Origin of the sequence: Rhodobium gokarnense, from assembly GCF_025961475.1 — a bacterium.
Taxonomy (GTDB): domain Bacteria; phylum Pseudomonadota; class Alphaproteobacteria; order Rhizobiales; family Rhodobiaceae; genus Rhodobium; species Rhodobium gokarnense.
Genome location: NZ_JAOQNS010000003.1, coordinates 37,774 through 55,874, shown reverse-complemented (window position 1 = coordinate 55,874; position 18,101 = coordinate 37,774). Strand labels below are relative to the sequence as shown.

At 66.0% G+C, this 18,101-nt stretch carries 19 protein-coding genes; 12 read left to right on the top strand and 7 right to left on the bottom strand.

Annotated features, from left to right (window positions below):
- Nucleotides 1-9: 9 nt before the first annotated feature.
- Together M2319_RS05450 and M2319_RS05445 are read right to left on the bottom strand one after the other, a co-directional pair.
- The gene (locus tag M2319_RS05450) at nt 10-510 is read right to left on the bottom strand and encodes a Crp/Fnr family transcriptional regulator (protein WP_264600440.1); all 501 of its coding nucleotides are present in this window, start codon (nt 508-510) and stop codon (nt 10-12) included.
- A gap of 24 nt (nt 511-534) precedes the next feature.
- Nucleotides 535-1,218 carry a response regulator transcription factor gene (locus M2319_RS05445; RefSeq protein WP_264600439.1) on the bottom strand — a complete coding sequence of 228 codons (684 nt, stop codon included), beginning with the start codon at nt 1,216-1,218 and terminating at the stop codon, nt 535-537.
- A 171-nt stretch (nt 1,219-1,389) separates the two neighbouring features.
- Between M2319_RS05445 and M2319_RS05440 the strand changes: the two genes are divergently transcribed.
- The gene (locus M2319_RS05440) at nt 1,390-1,929 is read left to right on the top strand and encodes a L,D-transpeptidase family protein (RefSeq protein WP_264600438.1); all 540 of its coding nucleotides are present in this window, start codon (nt 1,390-1,392) and stop codon (nt 1,927-1,929) included.
- A gap of 1 nt (nt 1,930) precedes the next feature.
- Here the strand turns inward: M2319_RS05440 and M2319_RS05435 are convergent, their stop codons facing one another.
- Together M2319_RS05435 and M2319_RS05430 are read right to left on the bottom strand one after the other, a co-directional pair.
- Nucleotides 1,931-2,881, bottom strand: a complete 951-nt coding sequence (locus M2319_RS05435; protein WP_319801767.1) for an NAD(P)H-binding protein — start codon at nt 2,879-2,881, stop codon at nt 1,931-1,933.
- A gap of 82 nt (nt 2,882-2,963) precedes the next feature.
- Nucleotides 2,964-3,257, bottom strand: coding sequence for a hypothetical protein (locus tag M2319_RS05430; RefSeq protein ID WP_264600436.1), 294 nt, complete (start codon nt 3,255-3,257; stop codon nt 2,964-2,966).
- A 168-nt stretch (nt 3,258-3,425) separates the two neighbouring features.
- Between M2319_RS05430 and dapF the strand changes: the two genes are divergently transcribed.
- From dapF to M2319_RS05410, 4 genes are read left to right on the top strand one after another with little or no spacing between them, the layout of a single operon-like run.
- Nucleotides 3,426-4,289: a diaminopimelate epimerase gene (gene dapF / locus M2319_RS05425; RefSeq protein ID WP_264600859.1), complete on the top strand. Its 864-nt coding sequence runs from the start codon at nt 3,426-3,428 to the stop codon at nt 4,287-4,289.
- Entirely contained in the window at nt 4,286-5,542 is a 1,257-nt protein-coding gene (mtaB, locus tag M2319_RS05420) for a tRNA (N(6)-L-threonylcarbamoyladenosine(37)-C(2))-methylthiotransferase MtaB (RefSeq protein WP_264600435.1), read from the top strand. Before dapF ends, mtaB begins: the two co-directional genes overlap by 4 nt.
- A 26-nt stretch (nt 5,543-5,568) precedes the next feature.
- Nucleotides 5,569-7,161, top strand: a complete 1,593-nt coding sequence (gene ftsY, locus M2319_RS05415) for a signal recognition particle-docking protein FtsY (protein WP_406682072.1) — start codon at nt 5,569-5,571, stop codon at nt 7,159-7,161.
- Nucleotides 7,162-7,182: 21 nt separating this feature from the next.
- A complete protein-coding gene (locus M2319_RS05410) occupies nt 7,183-7,800 on the top strand; it encodes a septation protein A (RefSeq protein WP_264600434.1) in 618 nt (205 codons plus the stop codon).
- A gap of 41 nt (nt 7,801-7,841) precedes the next feature.
- Here M2319_RS05410 and M2319_RS05405 read toward each other — a convergent pair whose 3' ends face one another.
- The gene (locus M2319_RS05405) at nt 7,842-8,225 is read right to left on the bottom strand and encodes a hypothetical protein (RefSeq protein WP_264600433.1); all 384 of its coding nucleotides are present in this window, start codon (nt 8,223-8,225) and stop codon (nt 7,842-7,844) included.
- Here M2319_RS05405 and M2319_RS05400 point away from each other — a divergent pair.
- The 4 genes from M2319_RS05400 to M2319_RS05385 are packed head-to-tail and all read left to right on the top strand — an operon-like array spanning nt 8,215 to nt 11,479.
- On the top strand, nt 8,215-8,514 hold the full coding sequence (locus M2319_RS05400; RefSeq protein ID WP_264600432.1) for a DUF2849 domain-containing protein: 300 nt from the start codon (nt 8,215-8,217) through the stop codon (nt 8,512-8,514). The two genes, M2319_RS05405 and M2319_RS05400, sit on opposite strands and share 11 nt — an antisense overlap.
- Nucleotides 8,515-8,528: 14 nt before the next feature.
- Nucleotides 8,529-10,187: a nitrite/sulfite reductase gene (locus tag M2319_RS05395; RefSeq protein ID WP_264600431.1), complete on the top strand. Its 1,659-nt coding sequence runs from the start codon at nt 8,529-8,531 to the stop codon at nt 10,185-10,187.
- Nucleotides 10,174-10,923, top strand: a complete 750-nt coding sequence (locus tag M2319_RS05390) for a phosphoadenylyl-sulfate reductase (RefSeq protein WP_264600430.1) — start codon at nt 10,174-10,176, stop codon at nt 10,921-10,923. The genes M2319_RS05395 and M2319_RS05390 overlap by 14 nt, the downstream gene beginning before the upstream one ends.
- Before the next feature lie 10 nt (nt 10,924-10,933).
- Nucleotides 10,934-11,479: a DUF934 domain-containing protein gene (locus tag M2319_RS05385; protein ID WP_264600429.1), complete on the top strand. Its 546-nt coding sequence runs from the start codon at nt 10,934-10,936 to the stop codon at nt 11,477-11,479.
- 506 nt (nt 11,480-11,985) lie between these two features.
- On the opposite strand, the gene acnA is transcribed toward M2319_RS05385, so the two are convergent.
- The gene (gene acnA, locus M2319_RS05380) at nt 11,986-14,703 is read right to left on the bottom strand and encodes an aconitate hydratase AcnA (RefSeq protein ID WP_264600428.1); all 2,718 of its coding nucleotides are present in this window, start codon (nt 14,701-14,703) and stop codon (nt 11,986-11,988) included.
- Between the two features lie 329 nt (nt 14,704-15,032).
- On the opposite strand from acnA, the gene ccmA reads away from it, so the two are divergent.
- The 3 genes from ccmA (at nt 15,033) to M2319_RS05365 (ending at nt 17,153) form a co-directional block, all read left to right on the top strand.
- Nucleotides 15,033-15,653 (top strand): heme ABC exporter ATP-binding protein CcmA, encoded by a 621-nt coding sequence (gene ccmA, locus M2319_RS05375; RefSeq protein WP_264600427.1) that lies wholly within the window; start codon nt 15,033-15,035, stop codon nt 15,651-15,653.
- Nucleotides 15,650-16,321, top strand: a complete 672-nt coding sequence (gene ccmB / locus M2319_RS05370) for a heme exporter protein CcmB (protein WP_264600426.1) — start codon at nt 15,650-15,652, stop codon at nt 16,319-16,321. Before ccmA ends, ccmB begins: the two co-directional genes overlap by 4 nt.
- Nucleotides 16,322-16,391: 70 nt before the next feature.
- A complete protein-coding gene (locus M2319_RS05365; RefSeq protein ID WP_264600425.1) occupies nt 16,392-17,153 on the top strand; it encodes a TIGR01458 family HAD-type hydrolase in 762 nt (253 codons plus the stop codon).
- Here the strand turns inward: M2319_RS05365 and M2319_RS05360 are convergent.
- Nucleotides 17,150-18,013: a DUF1028 domain-containing protein gene (locus tag M2319_RS05360; RefSeq protein ID WP_264600424.1), complete on the bottom strand. Its 864-nt coding sequence runs from the start codon at nt 18,011-18,013 to the stop codon at nt 17,150-17,152. The two genes, M2319_RS05365 and M2319_RS05360, sit on opposite strands and share 4 nt — an antisense overlap.
- Between the last annotated feature and the right edge of the window lie 88 nt (nt 18,014-18,101).

The window sequence follows — 18,101 nt, the reverse complement described above, 5'->3', positions numbered from 1 at the left end:
AGGCGGGCTTCAGCCGTCCTCGCCGAGGGAATCGGTAAACGGCTCCCCGGCCTCCGGGTCGATGGCGACGAGGCTGTCGCGGACCCGGTTGAGGTCGCGGATCGTGCCCTTCAGGCGGTCCGCATAGGCTTGGTAGATGCGCACGGCGAGATCCGGGTATTCGCGCAGGATGCGCCGGAAGAGGGAGCGGCGGATCTGGACGATCTCGGTCTCTTCGCCGGCAACGGCCCGGTTCTGGCAGACGGTCTCCGTCATCAGCGCCGTCTCGCCGATGAGGGTGCCGGGCTTGACCATCGCCAGGAGCTGGCGGTCGTCAGCGCTCCTCAGCTCGATCCGGCCGGAGCCGACGAGATAGGCGGTGCTGCCCCGGTCGCCGGCCTCAAAGAGGACCGTGCCGGCGGCGAGCACGCGATCTTCCGAGCCGAAGGCGAGCAGGCGCAATTGCTCGTCGGTGAAGTCGGCGAGCAGCGGCACTTGGCGGAAGAGGTCGATGTCTTCTTCGAGGGTCATTCCCGGCAGGTTACGCGGATTCCTTTAGGGAACAAGCTTATAACCGCCGGCTTCCGTTACGAGAAGCTCTGCGTTGGAGGGATCGCGCTCGATTTTCTGACGCAGGCGATAGATGTGGGTTTCGAGCGTGTGGGTGGTGACGCCGGAATTGTAGCCCCAGACCTCGTGCAGCAGCACATCGCGGCCGACCGGCTTTTCGCCCGTGCGGTAGAGGTATTTCAGGATCGAGGTCTCTTTCTCGGTCAGCCGTACCTTGGCGCCCTTCTCGTCGAGCAGGAGTTTTGCGCTCGGCCTGAACGTGTAGGGGCCGATGGAAAAGGTGGCGTCCTCGCTCTGCTCGTGCTGGCGCAGATGGGCGCGGATGCGGGCGAGCAGCACCGCGAACTTGAACGGCTTGACCACATAGTCGTTGGCGCCGGCCTCCAGCCCGAGGATGGTGTCGGAGTCGGTGTCGTGGCCGGTCAGCATGATGATCGGCGCCTTGAAGCCGCTCTTCCTCAGGAGCTTCACCGCCTCGCGGCCGTCCATGTCGCTGAGGCCGACATCCATCAGCAACAGGTCGATATGGTCGTTGCGGGCCATCTGGACGCCCTTGGCGGCGCTGGACGCCTCGATGGACTCGAACTCCTCATAGAGCGACAATTGCTCCATCAGCGCTTCGCGCAAATCGTCGTCGTCGTCGACAATCAGAATCTTGCGGGCCGTCATGCGATCTCCCAAAGGTCTCGGCTTGCCGGTAAGGGGCTGCTCCCCTCGCGATTCCAGGATAGATGGGATCGGCGGCAGAGCATTGCGAGAATTCATAGGATGGCGCGAGAGATTGCGCCGGTCAAACGCGGATCACATCGTGGTGAAGATCATGTCATCTGGGGAAAACACATGAGGTCCATGGATGGGGATGCGGCGTTCGTCATCCGCGTGCGGGCAAGGCCGGGAGAGCCGCAAAAGGGGCTGATCTCGGTTGCCGGGCTGAGCGCGCCGTGCGCGCTCGGGCGCGGCGGAATCACACGCCTGAAGCGGGAAGGCGACGGGGCGACGCCGGCCGGCACGTTCCGTCTGCTGTCGGTCTTCTATCGGCCCGACCGGAGGCTGCGGCCGCGCACGCTCCTGCCGCTGATGAAACTCCGTCCCGATCTCGGCTGGTGCGACGATCCGACCGACCGCAACTACAATCGCCCGGTGCTGCTGCCCTATCCGGCAAACCACGAGGTCCTGTGGCGCGACGATCGGCTCTACGACATCGTCGTCGTCCTCGACATCAACATCCGGCCGCGAAGGCGCGGCGCGGGGAGTGCGCTGTTCTTCCACATCGCGAAACCGGACTTTGCGCCGACGGAGGGGTGTGTTGCGGTGGCGCCGGAGACGATGCGGCGGGTGCTGGAGATGGCTGGGGGGAATGCGGTGATGGTGGTGGAATAGCTCAAAACACCGCGTGATCGCCGCGGTCGTCGGCAATTTCGCCGGCAACGAGCCTGGCATAAAAATCGAAGAGGGTTTCCGTGCCGTAGGAGGGCGTTTTTTCGGCGTCGTAGCGGCCGGCCGCCTCGTCCCAGACCAGCATCGACTCTGTTGCGTAGTAGCGGCCGATACGGGCGAACTCGGCCTTGGCTTTCAAGGCCGGCACGACGGTGCCGCCAACTGACAAAACCGCGACGATGACGTCGAGGAGGGCCGGGGGCACCTTTTTGAAGCGTGGTTCCTGGCCTAAGAGCCGGAACAGCTCCTCGCCCTGGTCTTTTGGCGTGATCGCCGGGCCGGGGCCGCCGATGGGGAGGACGCGGTTCTGGAGTGCCGGATCGGTCAGGCAGTCGGCAAGGAAATTGCCGAGGTCGCCGTCGCTGATCGGCTTGCATGCCGTCAGGGTGCCGTCGCCGAAGAGGAGATAGGGTTTTCCGGCCCTCAATCGCGCGAGCTGGCCCGACAGGGACTTGAAGAAGGCGGTCGGGCGGACGATGGAGAAGGTGAGGCCGGAGTCCTGCAATTCCTTCTCGAAGGCGAGCTTGGCCTTCTGGAACTCCAGCAGCGGCTTTTGCACGCAGATGGCCGAGAGCAGCACCATCTGCTGGATGCCGGCGGCCTTTGCCGCCTTCAGGGCATCGGAGTGGGCCTGGTAGTCGATGGCCCAGGCGTCTTTCGGGGCGCCTGTCCGCGAGGCCATGCAGGAGACGAGCGCGTCGAAGTGCTCGCCGCAAATGCCGTCCTGCGCCAGCGAGGCCGGATCGGTGACGTCGCCGTAGCGCAGGGTCGCGCCGTCGAGGTCTGCGGGAAGCGGGTGGTCGCCGCGCGGGCGCAGGAAAACGAAGACCTCGTGGCCGCGGTCGAGGAGCGCGCGCGCGGTGGCGCGGCCGATGGTGCCGGTGGCGCCGAGCATGAAGACGCGTTTGGGGGTGTGGTCGATCATGGGCGCAGCCTAGACCGGGCGAAAACGGGCATAAAGCCGCCTTTGGCCGCAGCTACATCTGCCGTCGCCGCCAGCGCATCAGGTCGCGGACAAGGAACCCGAGGCCGATGACCGCCAGTAGCCCCGGAATGCCGGTGAAGACGGTTAAGAGCAGCACCGTCATGCCGAATTCGGCAAAGCCTTGCGCCGTGCCGCTCGTACACCTGATGGCGCCCTCGTTGAGGGTCGGGCAGGCGTCGAGCATCGTGACGGCGACCAGCGATCCGATGCCGGCCACGACCAGGATTAGCGCAGCAATAGACGCGATCTTCAGGGCGAGATAGGCGAGTTTCCAGACGATGCGCATGGTGGCTCCCCTTGCCGTCGGCCGTTTAGCCCGCGCTTACCTCAACCAAATGCCGATCCGGCCGGCCCTTTCGCCCTCTGGCAATCTTGCGGACTTTCGGCCATATAACAGCGTTACGGCAAAAAGGCGTTTCGGACATCTGCGGTGACAACGGCACCCTTTCACAAGATGAACGGGCTCGGCAACGAGATCGTCGTTCTCGATCTGCGCGGCGGCGGCGCTGCCGGCGGCGATCTTGCGCGCGCGATTGACGCCCATCCGGCGACGAAGTTCGACCAGATGATGGTGATCCTGCCGCCGCGGGTTGCCGGCACCGACGCCTTTGTCGATATCTACAATTGCGACGGCACGCCGGCCGGCGCCTGCGGCAACGGCACGAGATGCCTCGCCCATATCCTGATGTCGGACTTGGGCAAGGATGCGCTGACGCTGCACACCGCGCCGGGCATCCTCAATGCCTGGCGGGAGGGTCCGGCGCGCTACCGCGTCGACATGGGCGTGCCGCGCTTCGGCTGGGACGAGATCCCGCTTTCCGAGGAGTTCCGCGACACCCGCGCCATCGAGCTGCAGATCGGGCCCATCGACGCCCCGGTGCTGCATTCGCCGTCGGTGGTCAATGTCGGCAATCCGCACGCGATTTTTTGGGTCGACGACGTGGAGGCCTATGACCTTGGCCGGTTCGGGCCGATGCTGGAGCACCATCCGATCTTCCCCGAAGGCGCCAATATCTCGCTCGCCCATGTCACCGCTGACGATGCCATCACCCTGAAGGTCTGGGAGCGCGGGGCGGGCCTCACCCGCGCCTGCGGCACCGCGGCCTGCGCCGCGACCGTCTCCGCCGCCCGCACCAAGCGCAGCGGCCGCGCCGTCACCGTGACCCTGCCCGGCGGGCCGCTCCATATCGCGTGGCGCGACGGCGACGACCACATCCTGATGACCGGGCCGGTGGAGCTGGAATTTTCCGGCACGGTTGAGCTTGAGACCGGCAACTGGTCGCGGGTCGACATCGCCGGCGAGGCGGCTCGTCCATGAGTGTCGACGTCATTACCTTCGGCTGCCGGCTGAACACCTACGAGTCCGAGGTGATCCGCCGCGAGGCCGGGGAAGCGGGCCTTGAGAACGCCATCGTCTTCAACAGTTGCGCGGTGACGGCGGAGGCCGTGCGCCAGGCGCGCCAGGCGATCCGGCGGGCGCGGCGGGAAAACCCCACCGCGCGCATCGTCGTTACCGGCTGCGCGGCTCAGACTGAGCCTGAGCTCTTTGCGGAGATGGACGAGGTCGACCTGGTCCTCGGCAATTCCGGCAAGCTTAATGCCGCGACCTGGAAGGGGCTCGCCGATTTCGGCATCGAGCGGGACCAGAAGATCCTCGTCGACGACATTATGAGCCTGAAGGAGACCGCGGCGCATCTGGTCGATGGTCTGGAGGGAAGGGCTCGCGCGTTTGTCCAGGTCCAGAACGGCTGCGACCACCGCTGCACCTTCTGCATCATCCCCTATGGCCGCGGGCCGTCGCGGTCGGTCCCCATGGGCGCGGTCGTTACCGAAATCCGCCGGCTGGTGGAGAACGGCTATGGCGAGGTGGTGCTGACCGGCGTCGACCTGACGAGCTACGGCCACGACCTTCCCGGAACGCCGGCGCTCGGCGACCTCGTTGCGAAGATCCTCGCGCTGGTGCCGGAGCTGTCACGGCTGCGGCTCTCGTCCATCGATTCCATCGAGGCCGACCCTTCGCTTGTCCGCGCGCTCGCCGAGGAAGAGCGGCTGATGCCGCATCTGCACCTGTCGCTGCAGGCCGGCGACGACATGATCCTGAAGCGGATGAAGCGGCGGCACCTGCGGGACGACGCGATCCGGTTCTGCGAGGAGATCCGGGCGAGGCGGCCCGACGTCGTCTTCGGCGCCGACCTCATTGCCGGCTTCCCGACCGAGACCGAGGCGATGTTCCAGAACACCCTCGATCTCGTTGCCGCCTGCGGGCTCACCTATCTGCACGTCTTTCCGTTTTCGCCGCGGCCGGGAACGCCGGCGGCGAAGATGCCCCAGGTGGAGCGGGCGATCGCCAAGGAACGGGCGGCGCGGCTGCGCGGCGCCGGGGCGGCGGCCTATGCGCGCCACCTTGCCGGCGAGATCGGCTCGCGTCGCCAGGTGCTCATTGAGCGCGACGGGCTGGGGCGGACCGAACAATTTACCGAAACGGCCCTTGAGGGCGCGGCGCCGGGCGACATTGTCCCCGTGCGCATTGTCGGCCACACCAGGCGGCATCTCGTCGCCGAAGCGGCCTGACGTCTTAAAACAACAGGAATTTTAGTATGGGTGGGAACGAAAAACCTGGCTTTTTCAGGCGGTTGTTCGGTGGCGGCAAGGATGCCGCGCCGCTCGAACCGGAGACCTTTCAGCCGACCGTGCCGCATCTCGGCGAGGAAAAGGCTTCTGATGGCGAGGCCGGCAACGGAGAGAAGGGCAAGGGTTCGTCGCTCTCCCTCTACCGGCGCGTGGAGCTGACGCCGCGCGAGAAGAAGCGCGAGGAAAAGCTCGCCCGGCGCCGCGAAAAGCTGATCGCCAAGATCAAGAAGCGCGCTGCCAAGGCCGCGGAAAAGCGCGAAAGGCGGATGTCACGCGAAGAGGCGCGCCGGCGCGAGGGCGGCTTCCTTGCGCGGCTGTTCGGCGGCAAGCCGGAGGCCCTGCCGCCGGCGGAACAGCGCGAGGCGCTACAGCCGCCGGCACCGATGCCGACCCCGGTGCCGAAGCCGATCCCGGAAATCCCCGAGCCGGTGGCTCCGCCGCCACCTCCCGTGCCGCCGACGCCCGAGCCGATCGAGGTCGAGCGCCTGCCGGAGGTGCCGCCGCTTGCCGAAGAGGTCCCGCCCGCGGAAGAAGAGGTTCTGCCGCCGGAGGAGATCGCGCCGCCTCCTGCCGTCGAAGAAATCCCGCCGCCGGTCATCGTGCCGCCGGTCGAGGAGGAGGTGCTGCCGGCTCCGCCGGTCGAAAAGGTCTCCTGGGTCCAGCGTCTGCGCCAGGGGCTCGGCCGCTCGTCCTCCGCGCTGAGCGAGGGAATTTCCGGCGTCTTTTTGAAGCGCAAGCTCGACGAGGACACGCTGCAGGACCTGGAAGACATCCTGATCCAGAGCGACCTCGGGGTCGAGACGGCGATGACCATCACCGAGCGGCTGGCCGACGGGCGCTACGACAAGGAGGTCAGCGACAAGGAGGTGCGCGGCATCCTTGCCGAGGAGGTGGAAAAGGTGCTGGCGCCGGTCGCCGAGCCGCTTTCCGTCGATCCGGCGAAGAAACCCCACGTCATCCTTGTCGTCGGCGTCAACGGCACCGGCAAGACGACGACCATCGGCAAGCTCGCCCAGAAACTCTCCGACGAGGGGCGCTCGGTGATGCTGGCCGCCGGCGACACCTTCCGGGCCGCAGCCATCGAGCAGCTCAAGATCTGGGGCGAGCGGACCGGATCGCCGGTGATCGCGCGCGAGACCGGGGCGGACGCCGCCGGCCTTGCCTTCGACGCGCTGACCGAGGCGAAGGCCTCCGGCACCGACGTCCTCCTCATCGACACCGCCGGCCGGCTGCAGAACAAGGCCGAGCTGATGGCGGAGCTTGAAAAGGTCGTTCGCGTCATCAAGAAGCAGGAGCCGGATGCGCCGCACACGGTGCTTTTGACGCTCGACGCCACCACCGGCCAGAACGCCCTCAACCAGGTGGAGATCTTCCGCCAGACGGCGGGCGTCACCGGCCTCGTCATGACCAAGCTCGACGGCACGGCGCGCGGCGGCATCCTCGTTGCCATCGCCGCCAAGCACGGCCTGCCGGTGCATTTCATCGGCGTTGGCGAGAGCGTCGACGACCTTGAGCCGTTCAACGCGGCCGATTTCGCCCGGGCGATTGCCGGGCTCTAGATACACCGACCGGGAGCACCCATGACCGAGACCGCCACCGAGAAGAAGACGCCGTCCTCCGGCTTCAAGTTCCTGCTCGATTTCGGGCCGCTGGTGGCGTTTTTCGCGACCTATTTCACGGTCGATCCGGTGACGGTCGGCGGCGAGGTCTATAAGCCCATTGTCGTCGCCGGGGTCGTGCTGGCGCTCCTGACGGTGATCACGCTGACGATCTCCTATGCGCGCTACCGGCACGTGCCCACGATGCCGCTGGTTTCCGGCGTTCTCGTCGTCGTCTTCGTCGTGCTGACCGTGATCTTCAACGACGACACCTTCATCAAGATCAAGCCGACCATCGTCTATTGCCTGTTCGCCGCGGCGCTGCTCGGCGGGCTGGCGCTCGGCAAGCCGCTGCTGCAGAAGCTGTTCGACGGGGCGTTCCAGCTTGACGACAAGGGCTGGCGCATCCTGACCCTGCGCTGGGGCCTCTTCTTCGTCGTCATGGCCGTCGTCAACGAATTCGTCTGGCGGAACTTTTCGGAAGAAAGCTGGGTCGCCTTCAAGACCTTCGGCTTCCTGCCGATCACGGTGCTCTTTGCCTTTTCCCAGATGCCGCTGATGAGCCGACACGCCATCGAGGCGGAGGACGGCGAGGGCTGATCGCGCCCTTTTGCGGGCAAAGATACTTTTTTCGAAATATGTTATTTTCGCATATCTGCATGTGCTGACATGCGGTTCGAGTTGACGGGAATGCAGCGTTTTTCCGCGCTCGCTATTCGGCCTGTCTTGTCGCCGGTGAAACAAGGTTTCGCCAAGCCATCCGCCCTTTCGGCGAATTGACGGAACGGGCGCGCTGCGTCTTGTGCGCTGCGACAAATGGTATTCTCCGACCGGGCGCGGTTGCCGGAATTGAAATTCTTTTTTACCGTCCGGCGTTTACCGCCCCGTTTTTGGAACATACTTCTTTCTTCATCGTGGAAACGCCCGACGTGTTGTGCACTGCCGAAAATCTTCCGACAGCCGGCACGCAAGCGGACGGGCGGCTGCGCATTGTCATTGCGAAGGGAGCGGACGATGAAGAGCATTACGGCCAATCGGCTGAACGACGGCGAAGCGGTCTGGCTCGACGCGCGCGGCGCCTGGGTCACCGACGCCCGCCGTGCGGCGGTGTTCCGGAGCGACGACGAGGCGGTGGCGATGCTGGAGACTGTTTCCCGGCAGGGCGATGTGGTGGTAGAGCCCTACGCCATCGACGTGACGGTGGAGGCCGGCGCCATGGTGCCGGTACGCCTGCGCGAGCGCATCCGGGCCAAGGGCCCGACCGTGCGCAGCGATCTCGGCCCGCAGGCGGCGCTCGCCGCCGTTGCGGCCTGAGGGAGGGCGGATCGATGTATGTCTACGACGATTTCGACGCCGCCTTCGTCAAGGCGCGGGTGGCGCAGTTCCGCGACCAGGTGAACCGCCGGCTCTCCGGCGAACTGACCGAAGAGCAGTTCAAGCCGCTCCGGCTGATGAACGGCGTCTATCTGCAGCTCCACGGCTACATGCTGCGCGTCGCCATCCCCTATGGCGTCCTCAATGGCGCGCAGATGCGCATGCTTGCCCATGTGGCGCGGCGCTACGACAAGGGCTACGGCCATTTCACCACGCGCCAGAATATCCAGTACAACTGGCCGAAGCTCATCGAGATCCCGGACCTGCTGGAGGACCTCGCCAGGGTCGAGATGCACGCCATCCAGACCTCCGGCAACTGCATCCGCAATACCACGGCCGACCCGTTCGCGGGCGCCGCGGCCGACGAGTTCGTCGACCCGCGCCCCTATGCGGAGATCATCCGCCAGTGGTCGTCGCTGCATCCGGAGTTCTCGTTCCTGCCGCGCAAGTTCAAGGTCGCGATCACCGGCGCCACGGTCGACCGGGCGGCGATCAAGGTGCATGACATCGGCCTGAAGGCGCTGCGCGGCGCGGACGGCGAAGTCGGATTCGAGGTCTTTGTCGGCGGCGGCCAGGGCCGCACGCCGATGATCGCCAAGAAGGTGCGCGACTTCCTGCCGGAAGAGGACCTGCTCTCCTATCTGGAGGCGATCCTGCGCGTCTATAACCTCCACGGCCGGCGGGACAACAAGTACAAGGCGCGGATCAAGATCCTCGTCCACGAGACCGGCACCGAGGAGCTCAAGGCCGAGATCGAGGCGGAGTGGGGGCGCATCCGCGACGGCGCGCTGAAGCTCCCGAAAGCGGATGTTGCGCAAATCGCATCTTTCTTTGCCCCGACAGGTCTGGCCCCGCGGCCGGGCGCGGCAGCCCGCCTCGCCGTGGAGCGGGCGTCCGATGCCGGGTTCGATGCCTGGGTGTCCCAGAACGTCGTCGCCCACAAGGTCGAAGGCTACGGCATCGCGACGATCTCCCTGAAGGCCGTCGGCGAAATCCCGGGCGATGCCAGCGCGGAGCAGATGGAGGCCGTCGCCGATCTCGCCGAGCGCTACGGCCACGACGACATCCGCGTCACCCACGAGCAGAATCTCGTGCTGCCCCATGTCGGGCTCGACGACCTGAAGGCCGTCTACGACGCGCTCCTTGAGGCCGGCCTTGCCAGCGCCAATGCGGGGCTTATCTCGGACATTATCGCCTGCCCGGGGCTTGACTACTGCTCGCTGGCCAACACAAGGTCGATCCCGATCGCCACGCGGATCGCCGAACGCTTCGCCGATGCGGAGCGCCAGCGCCTGATCGGCGACATGAAGATCAAGATATCCGGCTGCATCAATGCCTGCGGCCACCACCATGTCGGCCATATCGGCATCCTCGGCGTGGAGAAGAAGGGCCAGGAATTCTACCAGATCACCCTTGGCGGCTCGGCCGGCGACGAAACCTCCATCGGCGCGGTGGCCGGGCGCGGCTTTTCCGAAGATGCGGTGATCGATGCGGTGGAAGGGCTCGTCGACTTCTATCTCGCCGAACGGCGGGATGCCGGGGAGACGTTCCTTCAAACCTATCGGCGGCTCGGGCCGGAGCCGTTCAAGGGAGTGCTTTATGGCGCACAATGACGCTCCGCGTCGCAATTACCGCCCGGAAGATGTCGACCTGGCGGCGCTGGAGGCCCGGTTTGCCGGCGCCTCGCCCCAGGAGATCCTGGAGTTCGCCATCTTCGACCTGTTCCCCGACGATACCTCCAGCGTCACCAGCTTCGGTGCGGAATCGGCGGTGCTTTTGCACATGATCGCCGGCATCAAGTCGGATCTGCCGATCCTCTTCATCGATACCGGCAAGCATTTCGGCGAGACGCTGCGCTACCGCGACGAGATCATTGCGAAATTCGGACTGACGGGCGTTCAGACGATCTACCCGGACGAGGAGGAACTGGCGCGGGTCGATCCCGACGGAATGCTGTTCTCCACCGACGCCGACTGGTGCTGCGTTATTCGCAAGGCGCGGCCGCTGAACCGGGCCCTCGGGCCCTACAAGGCCTGGATTTCCGGGCGCAAGCGCTACCAGTCGTCGACGCGTTCGGAACTGAAGCTGTTCGAAGTCGCCGACGGGCGCATCAAGGTCAATCCGCTCGCCGCCTGGGGCACGACGGAGCTTGAGGACTACGCCAGGGAGCACGAGCTGCCGGCGCATCCGCTGGTGCCGATGGGGTACCTCTCCATCGGCTGCATGCCCTGCACCTCGCCGACGCTGCCGGGCGAAGACCCGCGCGCCGGGCGCTGGCGCGGCTCCCAGAAGACCGAATGCGGCATTCATTTTGCGGGCGGCAAGCTGACCCGCACGAAAAAGAGCTGAGGACGGAACGATGACGACGATCGACAAGGTTGATGAAACCGCCGCCGTCTGGCGCGAGGGTGGCTTTGTCGAGGATTCCTGGACGGTGGCGGCCGATGACAGTGCGCTGCCGGAGGGCGACGTCATCGTCTCCGTGGCGCGGTTGTCCGAGGACCGCGAGGCGCTCCTTTCGCGCAATGGCCGGCTCGGCCTCCTGATCGACACGGACGACGATCTCGATGCAACTGTCGCCGCCGTCGGCGACCTGTCGCGTCTGTCGCTGATCGCCCTGTCGTTTCCGAAATTCCAGTTCGGCCAGTCTTATTCCCGCGCGCGCCTCCTGCGTGACCGCCACGGCTTTGCCGGCGAACTGCGCGCTGTCGGTGACATCCTCATCGACCAGATCCCCTTCATGCTGCGCTGCGGGTTCGAAAGCTTCGAGATCCGCAACGAGCCGACCCGCGCGGCGCTGGAGCGCGGCGACGTTCCCGCTATCGACCTCTTTTACCAGCCGCTCCAGGACGGCTCGGAAGCCGCCGTTGCCGGGCGGTCTTGGCTGAGGCGGGCGGCGGAGTAGGGGCTGGCCGGGGGAGCTTCCGCTCTTACGTCGGACCATCCAACGCCGTCATCGCGAGGCGCCGCAGGCGCCGTGGCGATCCAGGAGCGGCTGGCTCGGAGTGTGCGGCTCTGGATTGCCACACTCGCTTCGCTCGTTCGCAATGACGATGTTACGGATCGCCGGTTCTTTCGAACGTCCCGAGGCGCTGCGGGTTTTTCACTTTCGTTGCCACATACTCTCCCGTCACCCCGGCCTCTGAGCCGGGGCCTATTGCCCCTCACGGCGCGGTATGCCGTTGGCGATAACGTGATCACGCCGGCGAGTGTCGACGCCGTGCGGACAGCCGATAGGGCTACCGTATTGAGAGGGGCAATGGGTCCCGGGTCTCGCTGCGCTCGCCCGGGATGACGGGAGAGGGTGAGGCGTCGCCGAACAGCGGCATCGTCGACTATACGAAAAACAAAAAAACCGCGCGGCGAAATAAACGCCGCGCGGTTTGATTTCTCGAAGCGATCCCTGCTGCGTCAGGCGGCGAGGTTGCGCAGGACGTAGTGCAGGATGCCGCCGTTCTTGTAGTATTCCAGCTCGTCCTCGGTATCGATCCGGCAGAGGAGCTGGATGGTCTTGTTCTTCTTCCGGGTGCCCGGATAGGAGATCTCCGCCTCCAGCGTCATGCGCGGCTTCAGGCCCTCCGAGAGTCCCTTGATGGTGACCGCCTCGGTGCCGTCGAGCTTCAGGGATTTCCAGCTATCCCCGCCGGTGAAGACCAGCGGCAGGACGCCCATGCCGACGAGGTTGGAGCGGTGGATGCGTTCAAAGGATTCGGCAATGACCGCACGGATGCCGAGAAGCGTCGTGCCCTTGGCCGCCCAGTCGCGCGAGGAGCCGGTGCCGTATTCCTTGCCGGCAAAGACGACAAGCGGCACGCCCTCGTCCTTGTAGCGCATGGCCGCGTCGTAGATCGACATCTCGTCGCCGGAGGGCTGGTGCTTGGTGTAGCCGCCTTCGACGCCCGGAACCATCTGGTTCTTGATGCGGATGTTGGCGAAGGTGCCGCGCATCATCACCTGGTGGTTGCCGCGCCGCGAGCCGTAGGAGTTGAATTCGGCGCGGCTGATCTGGTGCTCCGAAAGGTACTTGCCGGCCGGCGACTTCTCCATGATGGAGCCGGCGGGCGAGATGTGGTCGGTGGTGATGGAATCGAGGAAGAGGCCGATGACCCGGGCGTTCTCGATGTCGGTGACCGGCTCTGGCTCCATCTTCATGCCCTCGAAATAGGGCGGGTTCTGGACGTAGGTGGACGACATCGGCCAGTCATAGGTGAGCGAGCCCTCGACCTTGATGCCCTGCCAGTTTTCGTCGCCCTCAAAGACGTTGCCGTAGCGGTCCTTGAACATCTTCTTGGAGATCGACTTGCGAATGAGGTCGGTGATCTCCTTGGTGGTCGGCCAGATGTCCTTCAGATAGACCGGCTTGCCCTTCTTGGTGTAGCCGATCGGGTCCTTGGTCAGGTTGATCTTCATGGAGCCGGCGATGGCATAGGCGACGACCAGCGGCGGCGAGGCGAGGTAGTTGGCGCGCACGTCCGGGTTGACGCGGCCCTCGAAGTTGCGATTTCCGGAGAGTACGGAACACGCAACGAGGTCGTTCTTGGAGATCGCCTCGGAGATTTCCGTCGGCAGCGGGCCGGAGTTGCCGATGCAAGTGGTGCAGCCATAGCCGACGAGGTTGAAGCCGAGCTTGTCTAGGTCCTTCTGCAGGCCGGCCTTTTCCAGGTAGTCGGTGACCACCTTGGAGCCCGGCGCGAGCGAGGTCTTGACCCAGGGCTTCACCTCCAGGCCCTTTTCGCGGGCGTTGCGGGCGAGCAGCCCGGCGCCGATGAGGACGCTCGGATTGGAGGTGTTGGTGCAGGAGGTGATGGCGGCGATCACCACGTCGCCATTGCCGAGATCGTGGTCGCGGCCGTCAACCTCGACGCGCTTGTCGAGTTCGGCGAGCTTGTCCCACTCCTTCTCCATGGCCAGCGCGAAGGCTTCCGGCGCGGTGTCCAGCGCGATGCGGTCCTGCGGGCGCTTCGGGCCGGAGATCGAGGGCACGACGGTCTCCATGTCGAGTTCCAGCGTGTCGGTGAACTCCGGATCCGGCGTCTTGTTGGTGCGGAAGAGGCCCTGCTCCTTGGCGTATTCCTCCACGAGCTCGATGCGGGCCGACTTGCGGCCGGTGGCCTCCAGATAGGAGATCGCTTCGGCATCGACCGGGAAGAAGCCGCAGGTGGCGCCGTATTCCGGGCCCATATTGGCGATCGTGGCGCGGTCTTCCAGCGTCATGTTGGACAGGCCCGGGCCATAGAACTCCACGAACTTGCCGACGACGCCCTTCTTGCGCAGCATTTCAACGACGGTCAGCACCAGGTCGGTGGCGGTGACGCCCTCGTTGAGCTTGCCGGTGAGCTTGAAGCCGATGACCTCCGGGATAAGCATGGAGATCGGCTGGCCGAGCATGGCGGCCTCCGCCTCGATGCCGCCGACGCCCCAGCCGAGGACGGCGAGGCCGTTGACCATGGTGGTGTGCGAGTCGGTGCCGACGAGGGTATCCGGATAGGCGAACTCGACGGTCTCCTTGCCCTTCTTGGTCTTGACCTTGTCCTTGCGGGTCCAGACCGTCTGGGCGAGGTATTCCAGGTTCACCTGGTGGCAGATGCCGGTCCCCGGCGGCACGACGCGGAAATTGTCGAACGCTTCCTGACCCCAGCGCAGGAACTCGTAGCGCTCGCCGTTGCGCTTGTATTCAAGGTCGACGTTCTGGGAAAAGGCCATCTTGGTGCCGAAGGCGTCGACCATGACCGAGTGGTCGATGACGAGGTCGACCGGAACCTGCGGGTTGATCTTCTCCGGATCGCCGCCGAGTTTGGTCGTGGCGTCGCGCATGGCCGCGAGGTCGACGACGGCCGGAACGCCGGTAAAGTCCTGCATCAGCACGCGCGCGGGGCGGAACGCGATCTCGCGGTCGGAGCGCTTGTCCTTCAGCCAGCCGACCATCGCCTTGATGTCGTCGGCGGTGACCGTGCGGCCGTCCTCGAAGCGCAGGAGGTTCTCAAGCAGCACCTTCAGCGAGAAGGGCAGCCGCGAGGCGCCTTCCAGGCCGTTCTTTTCGGCCGCCTTGAGGCTGAAGATTTCGTAGGACTTCTTGCCGACCTTGAGGGTCTTGCGCGCCTTGAAGCTGTCGAGCGACTGAGATGTCACGGCTGGCGGTTCCTTCGTCTTGGGGCGGGCTGGCGTATCGCGACGGCGCAAGGAGTGCGCGTGTCGGGCCGGAGCCAGGGTGACACGCCGCCAGCTTTCGGTGAATGCGGGGCCTTGGGCTCGGTTCGCATGCCCTATAGCGAATTTTTTAGGGCGATTCCATATGAACGAAAGGCGTTTGCGCAATTTACGGAGATCGAAGGGTCTTTTCATAGACCCGGAATGGATCCCCGGGGGCATCGAATGGAGCGCCGAGGCGCTTCGCGACTGGACTTCCGGCGAGCCGGAGGCTACCGAACGGGGCGAAACGCAGTCAGAACGGATCCTCCATGGGCGATCTTGCGATCGAAGGGCGCGGCCTCGTTTGCGACCGGGGCGGGCGCCGGGTCTTTGCCGGCGTCGATTTCGACGTTGCGGCCGGCGAGGCGCTGGTCGTCACCGGGCCGAACGGCGCCGGCAAGTCGAGCCTCCTTCGGACCATCGCCGGCCTGATCGAACTTGCCGGCGGCACGCTGGAGCTGACGGGCGGCGACCCGGAACTTTCGCTCGGCGCGCACTGCCACTATTTCGGCCATGAGAATGCGTTGAAGACCCAGCTCACCGTGCGCGAGAACCTGGAGTTCTGGCACCGCTATTACGGCGACTGCGGGGTCTCCGTCCTCGAGGCCCTCGACCGCGTCGGCATCGGCCATCTCGACCACCTGCCGGCGGCGGTCCTTTCCGCCGGTCAGCGGCGGCGGCTGGCGCTTGCCCGCCTCGTCGTCTCGCACCGGCCGGTGTGGCTGCTCGACGAGCCGACGGCGGCGCTCGATGTCGCCAGCGAGGCGCGGCTCGGCGAGCTGATGGCCGCCCACCTCCTTGCCGACGGGCTCATCATCGCCGTCACCCACGGGGCATTGCCGCTGGCGGAGACCAAATCCTTGAAGCTCGGGGAGGCGCGGGTCGCATGACGGGTGCCTTTTCCGCCCTGTTCGTCCGGGAGATCCGGCTCGCCGTGCGCGTCGGCGGCGGCGCACTGATGGGCGTCCTCTTTTTCCTGACCGTCGTCTCCGTCTTTCCCTTCGCGGTCGGACCGGACCTGAAGCTGCTCTCGCGCATCGGTCCGGCGATCCTGTGGATCGGCGCGCTTCTCGCCACGCTCCTCTCCCTCGACCGGCTGTTCCAGTCGGAGCGCGACGACGGCACGCTCGACCTTTTGCTCCTCGGCGAGCACCCGATCGAGGTTCTGGTCTTCGTCAAGGCGATGGCCCACTGGGTGGCGACGGGCCTGCCCTTGGTGCTGGCCGCGCCGATCCTCGGCATCTTCGTCAATTTGCAGCCCATCGCCATCGGCTCCGTGATGGCGACGCTCTTCGTCGGAACGCCGGCGCTGACGGCGATCGGCGCCATCGGCGCTGCGCTCACCGTCTCGCTCAGGCGGGGCGGCGTGCTTCTCGCCATCCTCGTCCTGCCGTTGACGATTCCCGTGCTGATCTTCGGCGTCTCGGCCGCAACGGCCGCCGTCACCGAGCCGACGCCGTTCCTGACGCCGTTCCTGTTCCTGTGTGGCCTGTCGCTCTTGTCGCTGGTCTTTGCGCCGGTGGCGGCGGCGGCGGCACTGAGGCGCTCGGGGGATTAGCCCCGGCGGGGCTCTCCGTTCGAAATGCGCCGACATTGACCCTGTATACGGCCGGCGGCATCATTCCGGGATGGCCAGATGCGTGCTGCTCGACCTTTCCGGTGTCGTTTACGACGGCGATGATGCGATCCCCGGCGCCATCGACGCCGTCGGGCGGCTGCGCGATGCCGGGCTCGGGTTGCGGTTTCTCACCAATACGACGCGGACGCCGAAGGCGAAGCTGATCGACCGGCTGCAGGGGATGGGCCTTGAGATATCTGCCGACGAGGTGGCGACGCCGGCGCAGGTCGCCTGCGACTGGTTGAATGCGCGAGGGCTCGCGCCGCATCTCTTGGTGCACGAGGCCCTCGTCGGGGAGTTTCAGGGCTGCGGCGGGACGAACGGCGATGCCGTCGTCGTCGGCGATGCGGGAATGGGTTTTACCTACGAGGCGCTGAACGCGGCGTTCCGAAAGCTCGTCGACGGGGCGGATTTTTTGGCGCTTGCCCGCAACCGCACCTTCAAGGACGCGGACGGGAAGCTCAGCCTCGACGCCGGGGCGTTCGTCACCGCGCTCGAATTTGCCACCCGGCGCGGGGCGACCGTGCTCGGCAAGCCGTCGCCGGATTTCTTCGACACTGTGCTGGACAGCCTCGGCGCGACCCGCGGCGAGGCCGTCATGGTCGGCGACGATGCGGAATCCGACGTTGCCGGGGCGCTTTCCGCCGGCATCGGCGAAGCGCTGCTGGTGCGGACCGGCAAATACCGGCCGGGCGACGAGGATGCCGTCGTGCCGAAGCCGACGGCGGTCGTCGCCGATCTGGCCGAGGCGGTCGAGCGGATCCTTGCCTAGTTGCTGCGCCGCGCGCGGATGTCGGCCAGAACTTCCAGGTCGATGAGGGCGTCGTCGCGGATGCGGTTGTCGTAGTTCTCGGTCCCCATGAAGCGGGCGAAGGCGGCGATCTTGTCCGCGTCCCAGTCCGGCCGCGGCGTGCCCTCAAGGTAGCCTTCGTCGACGAGGATTCTTGTGAGGTAGGCGGCGGTCTCTGCGTCGATCGGAACGAGGTTTTCGTCCGCGCTCGGGAAATAGGAGAGCCGGTGGAGGCCGTAGCAGCGGGAGAGCTCGCCGATCGGGTCTGCGTGGTCATAGATGGAGATGTCGACCAGCTTTTCCTGCCGCCCGCCATAGCCGGCACCCGCCTGGAACACCTGCAGGCCGGCGGATTGGACGCCGCGCAATTCGCCCCCGGCCGCCTCGCCGCTCGACAGGGCCGCGATCAGGCGCGTGGCGAAGTCACCGTCGGTCTTGGCAAAGCCGTCGACCATTGCCTGCAGCACGTGGGGGCCGGCAAGGCCATTGCCATGGGCAAGGCAGGAATTGCCCTCAAGCGCCCCGGCAAAGCCCGCCCAACCGCGCACCTCCTCGCCGGTAAACCGCGCCGAGCCTTCCGGCGCCAGGATCGCGAGCTGGCGCTCGCCGCGGTTTTCGTCGCCATCCAGCAGGATCTGCAGCGCCGTCGCGGGTGAAACGCCGAGGCGCAACAGCTCCAGCCCGCGCGTGCCGTGGTCCGGGTTGGAAAAGGCCTGCGTCGCAATAACGCCGACGCCCGCCGCGCCATGGCAGATGAGCGTGGAAACGCCGGGGAACTTCGATTGCACGGCGATGCCGAGCGCACCGGTATCTGTGTCGTGGGCGAGGATCGAATAGGTCATGGCCCGTTAGGTGGGGCAGGGGACGTGCGGGAACAATATGGCCGGCCGTCGATTATGCTGTTGCCAATGGGGTAGCACGGGCGGAAAG

Excerpts from the sequence above, each read along its gene's own strand:
- M2319_RS05405 (WP_264600433.1), bottom strand. The coding sequence starts at position 8,225 with ATGCTCTTCATCGTCCGCTCCCTTCGCAATGACAATGCGCAGCCGCCC.
- ccmB (WP_264600426.1), top strand. The coding sequence starts at position 15,650 with ATGACGGGTGCCTTTTCCGCCCTGTTCGTCCGGGAGATCCGGCTCGCC.
- M2319_RS05440 (WP_264600438.1), top strand. The coding sequence starts at position 1,390 with ATGAGGTCCATGGATGGGGATGCGGCGTTCGTCATCCGCGTGCGGGCA.
- ccmA (WP_264600427.1), top strand. The coding sequence starts at position 15,033 with ATGGGCGATCTTGCGATCGAAGGGCGCGGCCTCGTTTGCGACCGGGGC.
- M2319_RS05435 (WP_319801767.1), bottom strand. The coding sequence starts at position 2,881 with ATGCTCGGCGCCACCGGCACCATCGGCCGCGCCACCGCGCGCGCGCTC.
- ftsY (WP_406682072.1), top strand. The coding sequence starts at position 5,569 with ATGGGTGGGAACGAAAAACCTGGCTTTTTCAGGCGGTTGTTCGGTGGC.
- mtaB (WP_264600435.1), top strand. The coding sequence starts at position 4,286 with ATGAGTGTCGACGTCATTACCTTCGGCTGCCGGCTGAACACCTACGAG.
- M2319_RS05450 (WP_264600440.1), bottom strand. The coding sequence starts at position 510 with ATGACCCTCGAAGAAGACATCGACCTCTTCCGCCAAGTGCCGCTGCTC.
- M2319_RS05360 (WP_264600424.1), bottom strand. The coding sequence starts at position 18,013 with ATGACCTATTCGATCCTCGCCCACGACACAGATACCGGTGCGCTCGGC.
- M2319_RS05390 (WP_264600430.1), top strand. The coding sequence starts at position 10,174 with ATGGCGCACAATGACGCTCCGCGTCGCAATTACCGCCCGGAAGATGTC.
- dapF (WP_264600859.1), top strand. The coding sequence starts at position 3,426 with ATGAACGGGCTCGGCAACGAGATCGTCGTTCTCGATCTGCGCGGCGGC.
- M2319_RS05410 (WP_264600434.1), top strand. The coding sequence starts at position 7,183 with ATGACCGAGACCGCCACCGAGAAGAAGACGCCGTCCTCCGGCTTCAAG.
- M2319_RS05400 (WP_264600432.1), top strand. The coding sequence starts at position 8,215 with ATGAAGAGCATTACGGCCAATCGGCTGAACGACGGCGAAGCGGTCTGG.
- M2319_RS05385 (WP_264600429.1), top strand. The coding sequence starts at position 10,934 with ATGACGACGATCGACAAGGTTGATGAAACCGCCGCCGTCTGGCGCGAG.
- M2319_RS05395 (WP_264600431.1), top strand. The coding sequence starts at position 8,529 with ATGTATGTCTACGACGATTTCGACGCCGCCTTCGTCAAGGCGCGGGTG.
- M2319_RS05445 (WP_264600439.1), bottom strand. The coding sequence starts at position 1,218 with ATGACGGCCCGCAAGATTCTGATTGTCGACGACGACGACGATTTGCGC.
- M2319_RS05365 (WP_264600425.1), top strand. The coding sequence starts at position 16,392 with ATGGCCAGATGCGTGCTGCTCGACCTTTCCGGTGTCGTTTACGACGGC.
- M2319_RS05430 (WP_264600436.1), bottom strand. The coding sequence starts at position 3,257 with ATGCGCATCGTCTGGAAACTCGCCTATCTCGCCCTGAAGATCGCGTCT.